The 10,032-nt window shown below is 69.2% G+C and carries 7 protein-coding genes; 4 read left to right on the forward strand and 3 right to left on the reverse strand.

Annotated elements, in window-relative coordinates:
• Positions 1-7: 7 nt before the first annotated feature.
• Positions 8-535 carry a YiaA/YiaB family inner membrane protein gene (locus AC27IQ_RS14125; RefSeq protein WP_487089839.1) on the reverse strand — a complete coding sequence of 176 codons (528 nt, stop codon included), beginning with the start codon at positions 533-535 and terminating at the stop codon, positions 8-10.
• A gap of 217 nt (positions 536-752) precedes the next feature.
• On the opposite strand from AC27IQ_RS14125, the gene AC27IQ_RS14130 reads away from it, so the two are divergent.
• A complete protein-coding gene (locus AC27IQ_RS14130) occupies positions 753-2,345 on the forward strand; it encodes a surface layer protein NpdA (protein WP_487089840.1) in 1,593 nt (530 codons plus the stop codon).
• Positions 2,346-2,632: 287 nt separating this feature from the next.
• The gene (locus AC27IQ_RS14135; protein ID WP_487089841.1) at positions 2,633-4,246 is read left to right on the forward strand and encodes a surface layer protein NpdA; all 1,614 of its coding nucleotides are present in this window, start codon (positions 2,633-2,635) and stop codon (positions 4,244-4,246) included.
• Positions 4,247-4,404: 158 nt separating this feature from the next.
• Here the strand turns inward: AC27IQ_RS14135 and AC27IQ_RS14140 are convergent, their stop codons facing one another.
• Positions 4,405-4,926: an Lrp/AsnC family transcriptional regulator gene (locus AC27IQ_RS14140; RefSeq protein WP_487089842.1), complete on the reverse strand. Its 522-nt coding sequence runs from the start codon at positions 4,924-4,926 to the stop codon at positions 4,405-4,407.
• Positions 4,927-5,144: 218 nt separating this feature from the next.
• Between AC27IQ_RS14140 and AC27IQ_RS14145 the strand changes: the two genes are divergently transcribed.
• On the forward strand, positions 5,145-6,161 hold the full coding sequence (locus AC27IQ_RS14145) for a 1-aminocyclopropane-1-carboxylate deaminase (RefSeq protein WP_272566827.1): 1,017 nt from the start codon (positions 5,145-5,147) through the stop codon (positions 6,159-6,161).
• Between the two features lie 23 nt (positions 6,162-6,184).
• A complete protein-coding gene (gene mdeB, locus AC27IQ_RS14150) occupies positions 6,185-8,881 on the forward strand; it encodes an alpha-ketoglutarate dehydrogenase (protein ID WP_487089843.1) in 2,697 nt (898 codons plus the stop codon).
• A 46-nt stretch (positions 8,882-8,927) separates the two neighbouring features.
• Here mdeB and AC27IQ_RS14155 read toward each other — a convergent pair.
• A partial coding sequence (locus AC27IQ_RS14155; RefSeq protein ID WP_487089844.1) for a 1-acyl-sn-glycerol-3-phosphate acyltransferase occupies positions 8,928-10,032 on the reverse strand: 1,105 nt, incomplete at its 5' end.

Here is a 10,032-nt window from a genome sequence, read left to right on the forward strand (position 1 = left end):
CCGGGGGTCACTCCGCCGCCGCCTTGCCCGCCTTGTCCGGGGCGGCGGCCGGTGCGGAAGGGGTGCCGCCGGCTGGCATGGAGGCCTCGCGGCGGCCTTGCCAGCGGGCGTCCGCCAGGTCCGCCTCGTGGCGGTCGCGCAGCATCTTGGCCAGCGTGAAGGCAGTGGTGATCAGATAGAGCCAGCTCACGCCCAGGAAGGCCTGGTAGGTGGGGTTGATGTCCATGCTCCACAGGCCCCAGCCCGTGAGGCCCACGGCCACCGCGAACGCGCCCCAGACGACCAGCTTGAACATCGGCGTGTCCGCACCGTGGCGCGCCTGGTTGTCCCGCACGAACTTCGCCAGCATGAACACGGCCGAGAGGCAAAAGACGTAACCCATCACCATGAAGGCCCGCTCCATGGCCACCCCTGGCAGCCACGCCAGCCCCACCGCGCAGCAGAACACGGCGATGCCGAACGAGACCCAGACCTGCAGGCGCCAGGCGGGTGTATCACGCTGGATCAGGGGCGAAGGAGCAAAGGGGTGTGACATGGAGAGAAGGGCTTGCGGCCCGTGGTGGAACATGGGGCGGATCATGCGCAGGCCGCCCACCCCGGCCCGCCCTGGAATGCACGGGTGGCGGGCTTTCGGCTGCCTGGTATCGCGTGGCGATACTTTCCCTGCTTCCCCAGTCCCTCGGCGAGTGCCACAGCCGTGCGGATTGCGGTAATCTGCCGCCATCATTGGCTCTCCCTCCGAAGGACCCCGCATGCCTATCCAGAAGATCGCGGCCGCGTGCGCCCTGCTGTGCAGCGCCGGCTTCGCCTCCAGCGCCCTGGCCGGCGTCATCGCCGGCACGGGGGGCACGCCCTCCAGCAGCGTGATGGGCGCCACCGATGCCACCACCTATGCCATCGCCGAAAGCGGCCCCGGCCACAGCCTCGTGGTGCCTTACTTCACGGCGCAGAACGGGCAGATGACGGTGCTGCACCTGGTCAACACCGACTTGAACAACGGCAAGGCCGTGAAGCTGCGCTTTCGCGGCGCCAACAACGGCGATGGCCTGCTGCACATGACGGTGCTGCTGGCCCCCGGCGACGTCTGGACCGGCGCGGTGACGGCCGGTGCCAACGGCATCGCGCAGCTCACCACCGCCGATGCGACCTGCACCTCGCCCCGGCTCGCGCCCGGCGTGGCGCAAGCCTTCGTGACCGAACGGCTCAACCCCCTGTGGACCACCGACGTGCAGGCCAACCACACCCGCGAAGGCGCCATCGAGGCGATCGTGGCGGCCGACATTCCCGCCACCGCCGTGTATGGCGCGGGCCAGCAGGAGCGCTCCGCCCTCTTCACGGCCATCCGCCCGGTGAACGGTTCGGCCCCCTGCACCGATGCGGCGCTGAACGCGGCGCTGCTGGAGGACACCAGCACCGAGGCCACGGCCGCTTCCCGGGGCCTGGCCACGCCCACGGGCGGCGTGGCGGGCACCTGGTACATCATCGACGTGCCCAACTCCACCACCTTCTCGGGGGCCGCCACCGCGATCCGCGCCGTCAACAACGCGGGCCGCAATGCACGGGGCAACTACGTGCTGTTTCCGCCCACCGCGCAGACCGTCACCGCGCCTGAGCGCTACACCGCCGACCCACTGCTGGTCTCGGCCGGCTTCGCCACCCGCGTGAAGAACATCGACGGCGAAACCAGCGAGCCCACCAATGCGGCCGTCATCCAGGCGCGCTACTACGACCTGCCCGACCTGTCCACGCCCTACTACCTGCCGGCCGGCGAACGCAACGCGCGCAGGACGGCGGGGGACCTGTCGGCGCAACTGGCGGCCACCGAAGTGATGAACCAGTACGCCACCGACCCCTCCATTTCCGCCCGAACGGACTGGGTGCTGTCCATGCCCACCAAGCGCTACAGCGTGGCCTACGACTACAGCCAGCCCCCAGCGGTCGCCCGCGTGTATTCGGTGGTGCCGCCCTCGGACCTCGGCAGCCAGTATTTCTCGGGCGACGACACCCAGGTCAAGACCAGCCCCGAGAGCGTGTGCAGCCAGTGGAACCTGACCTATTTCGACCGCCAGACCAGCACCAAGCCCGCCCTCAGCCCCGTGGTGGCCTGCGGCACGGTGGCCACGTTGGGCTTCCAGGAGGCGGGCCGCTCCGGCGTCTCGGCCTCGATCACCGCGCAGCCCCGCTCGGACGCCTTCGTCTCCGGCTGGGCCAGCATCGCCACCAATGCGTCGGATGGCCGTCCCGTCATCGGCGCCGCCCTGCTCAAGCTCACCAACCCCAATGCCACACCTGGCGTCGCGGGCAATTACGGCCTGACCATGCCGCACATGTATAAAGCGCCCTGAGCGCACGCAGGGCGGCGGCCGATTGAGGCCGCCATGGGCCCGGCGCTCGGAACGGGTTCACGATCCTTGCCGGAGCCGCCGGGCACCATCGCCCGGCATGGCTCCCATCCTCAGCGCGGTGGTTTCGATTTGCGGGTGGCCTGCTGCATGCAGCGGCCGCCCAGGGCGGGCCTTTGGCCCCATCCCACCACCACCGTGCCGACCCCATCGCGTGACAGGCTGCCTTTGCGCGGCCTACGGGCGATGCGGAGACGTTCCCACCTGCCATCCCAATCACAGGAGAAACCGTGAAAGTCAAAACCATTTCCGGGGCGGTCAGCGCCCTGCTCGGCACGCTGGCCATGGCCGGCGCAGCACACGCAGGCGTGATCGCCGGCACCGGCGCCACGCCTTCCAGCACGCAGTTGGGCGGGACCGATGCCATCAGCTTCAAGGTGGCCGAAGGCCAGGCAGGCCATGCGCTGCTGGTGCCCTATTTCACGGCGCAGAACGGCCAGATGAGCGTGCTGCACCTGGTGAACACCGACCTCGACAACGGCAAGGTGGTGAAGGTGCGCTTTCGCGGCGCCAACAACGGCGACAGCCTGCTGAGCGTGCACGTGCTGCTGTCGCCCGGCGATGTGTGGACCGGCGCGGTGACGGCCGGTGCCGACGGCCTGGCGCAACTGACCACCACCGACCGCAGCTGCACGCTGCCGCACCTCGCGCAGGGTGTGGCGCAACCGTTCTCCACGGGCCGGCTGGACCCCGCATGGACCCCCGAGGTGATGGCGGCCAACACCCGCGAGGGCGCCATCGAGGCCATCGTGATGGCCGACGTGCCGCAGGCGGCCCTCTATGGCCCCAACGGCGCCAGCCAGTCGGCGCTGTCCGTTGCCATTCAGCAGGTGAAGGAGGTCGCGCCCTGCTCCGAATCCGTGCTCAATGCCGCGCTGATGCAGGACACGAGCAGCGAAGCCGTCGCCGCCAGCCGCGGCCTGGCCGCCCCCAGCGGCCAGCTCAGCGCCACCTGGTACGTCATCGACGTGCCCGGCTCCACCACGTTCTCCGGCGCGGCCACGGCCATCCAGGCCATCAACAACACGGGCCTGCCGGCGCGCGGCAACTACATGCTGTTCCCTCCCACGGACACGGCGGTCTCGCAGCCGGAGCGCTACACCGCCGACCCCCTGCTGGTGTCCGCAGGCCTTGCTACGCGCAACAAGGACGCGCAGGGCAACACCGCCTTCCCGACGACGGCGGCGGTCGTGCTGGCCCGCTACAACGACCTGCCCGACCTCTCCACGCCGGTCTACCTGCCTGCCACAGCAGACAGCGCCCGGGCCACTGCCGGCGATCTCTCCCGGCTGCTGGCCGTGCGCGAGTTCAAGAACCAGTACGTTCTCGACGACTCCATCTCCGCCCGCACCGACTGGGTCGTGGCGACCCCCACCAAGCGGTACAGCGTGGCCAAGGACTACAGCCAGTCGGACCCGTCGAACCAGCGCGTCTATTCCCTCGTGCCGCCCAGCGGCGGCGGCGAGCAGTACTTCCATTCGCTCAACACCCAGGTCCGCGACGGTGTCTGCAGCCGGGGCGGCAGCTGGAGCTTCCGCATGGGCTCGCGCGATGGCAGCCTCACCCCGGAAAGCGTGATTTCAGACGCGGCATCGCAACCCGAAAGCTGCGGCGCACTGTCCGTGCTTTCGTTCTCGGACACCCGGTCGGCCGTTTCTTCGTCCGTGGCCCGCAAGACGCTGCAAGGAACGTTTTCCAACGGCTGGGCCATCTTCCGGATGCCCGACGCGAGAGGCATTCCCCTCATCGGTACGGCCTTCACCAAGCTGAGCAACCCCAGCGCCACGCCCGGCGTGGCGGCCAACTATGGGCTGACCTTTCCGCATGTCGTGAAGGCGCCCTGACCCCCTGAGGCAGCCTCCCGTGACCTCCGCCCCGGCGGTGGTCACGCCCCAGGCATTCCAATGGCCACTGCGTGGTGGATGAGCCGAGCCGCTCGCAGCGAAACCACCCGGGCCGATCTTCCCGCCTTGCCGCGCGCCGCCGGCCTTCCGGCCCCGCGTCAGATCGCCATGGGCAGTTCGGTCGTCGAGAGCACGCTGCGGATCACCATGAACGAGCGCACCTGCCGCACGCCTGGCAGGTAAAGCAGCTGCTCCGCATGCAGGCGGTTGAAGCTCTCGCTGTCCCTGGTGCGCACCAGTAGAAAATAGTCGAACTCGCCCGTCACCACGTGGCATTCCATGCAGCCCGAGATCCTGGCGGCGGCCTTCTCGAACTCGGCGAACGACTCGGGCGTGGAGCGGTCCAGCACCACGCCGATCATCACCAGCATGCCCGCGCCCACGGCGCGCGGGTTGAGCAGCGCCACCACCCCGTCGATCAGCCCCAGGCGCTTGAGGCGCTCCACGCGCCGCAGGCAGGCCGGGGCGCTCAGGTGGACCTTGGCCGCCAGCGCCACGTTGGAGACCGAAGCATCGCGCTGCAGGGCCCGCAGGATGGCCTTGTCGGTGCGGTCCAGTTCGCCGGTGAGATCGGCGGCGGGTGCCGGCATCGCAGGCTTTCTTAATTTTGTTGCGCACATGAATGATTCCCCGCAATGAAGTCGAAATAAACAGGCTTTACAGCCCTTTTCAGGCCGATTTTCAGTCCATTTTTGCAACCCTGTTGCGCCCGCATTTTCCTACCATTCCAGGCAACGGACTGCCCTTGTCGATTGCCCCTGCCACTGCGCGGCAGCAGCAATCCACCGCGGCGCCGGAGCCTCGCCCCCATGCCCTTCCCTTTGCCAGGATGCTTCCCATGAACTTGCAGAAATTCCCCCGCCATTCGCTGACCTTCGGCCCCACGCCCATCCAGCCGCTGCCGCGCCTGTCCGCCCACCTGGGCGGCAAGGTCGATCTGTACGCCAAGCGCGAGGACTGCAACTCGGGCCTGGCCTTCGGCGGCAACAAGACGCGCAAGCTCGAATACCTCATTCCCGAGGCGATCGAAGGCGGCTACGACACGCTGGTCTCCATCGGCGGCATCCAGTCCAACCAGACACGCCAGGTGGCCGCCGTGGCCGCACACCTGGGCATGAAGTGCGTACTGGTGCAGGAGAACTGGGTGAACTACTCCGACGCGGTGTACGACCGCGTGGGCAACATCGAGATGAGCCGCATCATGGGCGCCGACGTGCGGCTGGACGCCGCGGGCTTCGACATCGGCATCCGCCCGAGCTGGGAGCAGGCCATGGAGGACGTGCGCCAGGCCGGCGGCAAGCCATTTCCCATTCCCGCGGGCTGCTCCGAGCACCCCAAGGGCGGGCTGGGCTTCGTCGGCTTCGCCGAAGAAGTGCGCCAGCAGGAAAAGGAACTGGGTTTTCAGTTCGACTACATCGTCGTGTGCTCGGTCACGGGCAGCACGCAGGCCGGCATGGTGGTGGGCTTCGCGGCCGATGGCCGGGCGGACAAGGTGATCGGCATCGATGCATCGGCCAAGCCGGAGCAGACCCGCGCGCAGATCCTGCGCATCGCGCAGAACACCGCCCAACTGGTGGAACTGGGCCGTGACATCACCGAAGCCGACATCGTGTTGGACACGCGTTACGGCGGCCCCGAATACGGCCTGCCCAGCGAGGGCACGCTGGAGGCGATCCGCCTGTGCGCGCGCCAGGAGGCCATGCTGACCGACCCGGTCTATGAAGGCAAGTCGATGCACGGCATGATCGAGATGGTGCGCAACGGCGAATTTCCGGCAGGCTCCAAGGTGCTGTATGCCCACCTGGGCGGCGTGCCCGCCCTGAACGCCTACAGTTTCCTTTTCCGCAACGGTTGATCCCCCCAGGAGAACGCAGCACCATGACACGACTCGGCTGGCCCGGCGCCACCCCCTTGCCCGATACGCTCGACCCCGGGGAAGTCCAGGAATGGTGCGATGCGCTCGACGGCCTGCTGGCCGCCTGGGAGCCCCGCCAGGGGCGCGAGCGGGCCGCGGCGCTGCTCGACGCGTTGCTGGCCCATGCGCGCCAGCGCGGGCTGCAATGGAGCCCGGCCGGGATCACCTCGTACCTCAACACCGTGCGGGTGGAGGAACAGCCGCCCTACCCGGGCGACCCGCAGATCGAGCAGCGGCTGTCGGCCATCGTGCGGTGGAATGCGCTGGCCATGGTGGTGCGGGCCAATGCCGCGCAGGGCGAGCTGGGCGGCCACATCGCCAGCTACGCCTCGGCGGCGGACCTGTTCGAGGTGGGCTTCCACCATTTCTTCCATGCGCGCACCGAGCAGCACGGCGGCGACCTGGTGTATTTTCAGCCGCACTCCGCGCCCGGCGTCTATGCGCGCGCCTACCTGGAAGGCCGGCTGAGCGAAGACTCCCTGCGCCACTACCGGCAGGAACTGGCCGCCGAGGCCAAGGGCATCCAGGGCCTGACCTCCTACCCCCATCCCTACCTGATGCCGGATTTCTGGCAGTTTCCCACCGGCTCGATGGGCATCGGCCCGATCAAGGCAATCTACCAGGCGCGCTTCATGCGCTACCTGGCCGACCGGGGCCTGTGCGACACGGCAGGCCGCAAGGTCTGGGGCTTCTTCGGCGACGGCGAGATGGACGAGCCCGAATCCATCGCCGCGCTCACCCTCGCCGCGCGCGAGGGGCTGGACAACTGCATCTTCGTCATCAACTGCAACCTGCAGCGCCTGGACGGCCCGGTGCGCGGCAACGGCCGCATCGTGGACGAGCTGGAATCGCTGTTCACCGGCGCCGGCTGGAACGTCGTGAAATGCCTGTGGGGTTCCGAATGGGACGCGCTGCTGGCGCGCGACCATGGCCACGCACTGGCCCGGGCCTTCGCGCAGACGGTGGACGGCGAGTTCCAGACCCTGAGCGCGAACGACGGCGCCTTCAACCGCCGCCACTTCTTCGGCAAGAACCCCGAACTGCAGGCCCTGGTGGCCCACCTGTCGGACGACGACATCGACCGCCTGCGCCGCGGCGGGCACGACCCGGCCAAGGTGCATGCCGCCTTCGCGCGCGCGGCCGGCCACACCGGCCAGCCCACCGTGGTGCTGGCCAAGACCATGAAGGGCTACGGCATGGGCAGCGTGGGCCAGGGCCGCATGACCTCGCACCAGCACAAGAAGCTGGGCGCCGACGAACTGCTGGCCTACCGCGACCGCTTCCACCTGCCGCTGACCGACGAAGAGGCCCGCACCGCCGCCTTCTGCAAGCCCGCCGACGACAGCGCCGAAATGCGCTACCTGCACGACCGCCGCCAGGCGCTGGGCGGCTACCTGCCCGCACGCCGCGCCCGGGCGCCCGAAGTGGCCGTGCCGCCGCTGCCGGCCACCGGGGGCTTTGCGCTGGAGGCCGACGGCAAGGGCATGAGCACCACCATGGCCTTCGTGCGCCTGATGGGCAACCTGCTGAAAGACGAGGCGCTGGGGCCGCGCGTGGTGCCGATCGTGGCCGACGAGGCACGCACCTTCGGCATGGCGGGGCTGTTCCGCCAGGTCGGCATCTATGCGCCGTTCGGGCAGCTCTACCAGCCCGAGGACAACGCCTCGATGCTGGTGTACCGGGAAGAAAAATCCGGCCAGATCCTGGAAGAAGGCATCACCGAGGCCGGCGCGCTGGCCTCGTGGACGGCGGCGGCCACGAGCTATTCGACGCACGGGCTGTCGATGCTGCCGTTCTACATTTTCTACAGCATGTTCGGCTTTCAGCGCGTGGGCGACCTGATCTGGGCCGCGGCCGACCAGCGGGCGCGCGGCTTTCTCATCGGCGCCACCTCGGGCCGCACCACGCTGGGCGGCGAAGGACTGCAGCACCAGGACGGCAGCAGCCACCTGATGGCCTCCACCATTCCGAACTGCCGTGCCTACGACCCGGCCTTCGCGGGCGAGCTGGCCGTGATCGTGGACCACGGCATGCGCCGCATGGTCGAGGCGCAGATCGACGAATTCTTCTACATCACCGTCACCAACGAGAACGTGGCCAACCCCAGCCTGCCCGCCGACGCGCACGACGGCGTGGTGCGCGGCATGTACCGGCTGCGGCAGGGCGCGCCGGCACTGGCGCACCGCGTGCAGCTCTTCGGCAGCGGCGCCATCCTGGGCGAGGTGCTCAAGGCCGCCGACCGGCTGGAGCAGCAGCACGGCGTGGCGGCCGATGTGTGGAGCGTGACGAGCTACGTGGAACTGGCGCGCGAGGGGCAGGCCTGCGAGCGCGGCTGGCGCCAGGGCGAGCGCGATGCGGTGGGCAGCTGGTTCGAGCAGCAACTGGCACCCACGTCCGGGCCCATCGTCGCCGCGAGCGACTACGTGGTGGCATTGCCCGAGATGGTGCGCGCCTTCGTGCCGCCGGGCCGGCGCTATGTGACGCTGGGCACCGACGGCTTCGGCCGCAGCGACTCGCGCGCCGCCCTGCGGGCGCACTTCGCGGTGGATGCCGATGCCATCGTGCAGGCCAGCCTGCGCGCCCGCGAGGAAGACGACACCGACGAGGCGTCGGCCGAGCAACAGCGGCTGCAGGGCCTGGCCTCGCTCGCCGTCACCTGAGGTGGCGCGCCCCGCCTTCGCGGCGGGGCCTCTGCAATGACAGCGCTCAGTCGGCCAGCAGGCCCGCCACCCGTTCGCGCAGCAGATCGGGCTGCACCAGCGTGGCCGGCACGGCCGGCCCGACGTTCAGACCCACCCGGTTGAACAGGCCGCGCCGGAAGGGCCGCGCCATCGCGGTGCCCCGCTCGATGCGGCTGAAATACGAGCCCCACAGGTTGGTCAGCGCCATCGGGATCACCGGGGGCGCCACGCCTTCTTCGCGGGCGCGCTCGAGGATCTTCATGATCCCGCCCTTGAACGGCTGCAGCTGCCCGTCGCGCGTGATGCCACCCTCGGGAAAGATGGCCAGCAAATCCCCTTCCCGCAGCACCTGCGCGGCGCGCTCGAACGCCGCGGCATAGACCGCGGGATCTTCCTTTTGCGGGGCGATGGGAATGGCCTTGGCCAGGCGGAACAGCCAGCCGAGCACCGGCACGCGGAAGATGCGGTGGTCCATCACGAAGTAGATCGGGCGCGGGCTGGCCGCCATGAGCAGCACCGCGTCCACGAAGCTCACATGGTTGCACACCAGGATGGCCGCGCCCTGGGTGGGCAGGTGCTCGTCGCCCCGGATCCTGAAGCGGTAGACGAAGCGCGAGGCCACCCACGCCACGAAACGCAGCAGGTACTCGGGCACCAGCAGGAAGATGTAGAACGCCACGATGGCGTTGGCGATGCCCGTGAACAGGAAGATCTGCGGCACCGAAAAGCCCGCGCCCAGCAGCGCGCCGGCGATGAGCGAGCTGCCGATCATGAACAGCGCGTTCAGGATGTTGTTGGCCGCGATGATGCGCGCCCGGTGCGTGGGCTGGCTGCGCATCTGGATCAGGGCATACATGGGCACGCTGTACAGGCCGGCGAACAGGCTCAGCAGCGCCAGGTCGGCCATCACGCGCCAGTGCGCGGCCTGCCCCACGAAGGCGCCCAGCCCCATCTCCGGCGCGGGCGGCAGGGAGCGGGAGGCAAAGTACAGGTCGATGGCGAACACGCTCATGCCGATGGCGCCCAGCGGCACCAGGCCGATCTCCACGTGCCGGCGGCTCAGCACCTCGCACAGCAGCGAACCCACGCCGATGCCCACCGAGAACACCACCAGCAGCAGCGAGGCCACG

It is taken from the genome of Acidovorax sp. KPB24-07 (assembly GCF_057543315.1).

Coding starts and splice junctions, on each gene's coding strand:
- AC27IQ_RS14125 (WP_487089839.1), bottom strand. CDS start 535: ATGTCACACCCCTTTGCTCCTTCGCCCCTGATCCAGCGTGATACACCC.
- AC27IQ_RS14130 (WP_487089840.1), top strand. CDS start 753: ATGCCTATCCAGAAGATCGCGGCCGCGTGCGCCCTGCTGTGCAGCGCC.
- AC27IQ_RS14140 (WP_487089842.1), bottom strand. CDS start 4,926: ATGTGCGCAACAAAATTAAGAAAGCCTGCGATGCCGGCACCCGCCGCC.
- AC27IQ_RS14145 (WP_272566827.1), top strand. CDS start 5,145: ATGAACTTGCAGAAATTCCCCCGCCATTCGCTGACCTTCGGCCCCACG.
- mdeB (WP_487089843.1), top strand. CDS start 6,185: ATGACACGACTCGGCTGGCCCGGCGCCACCCCCTTGCCCGATACGCTC.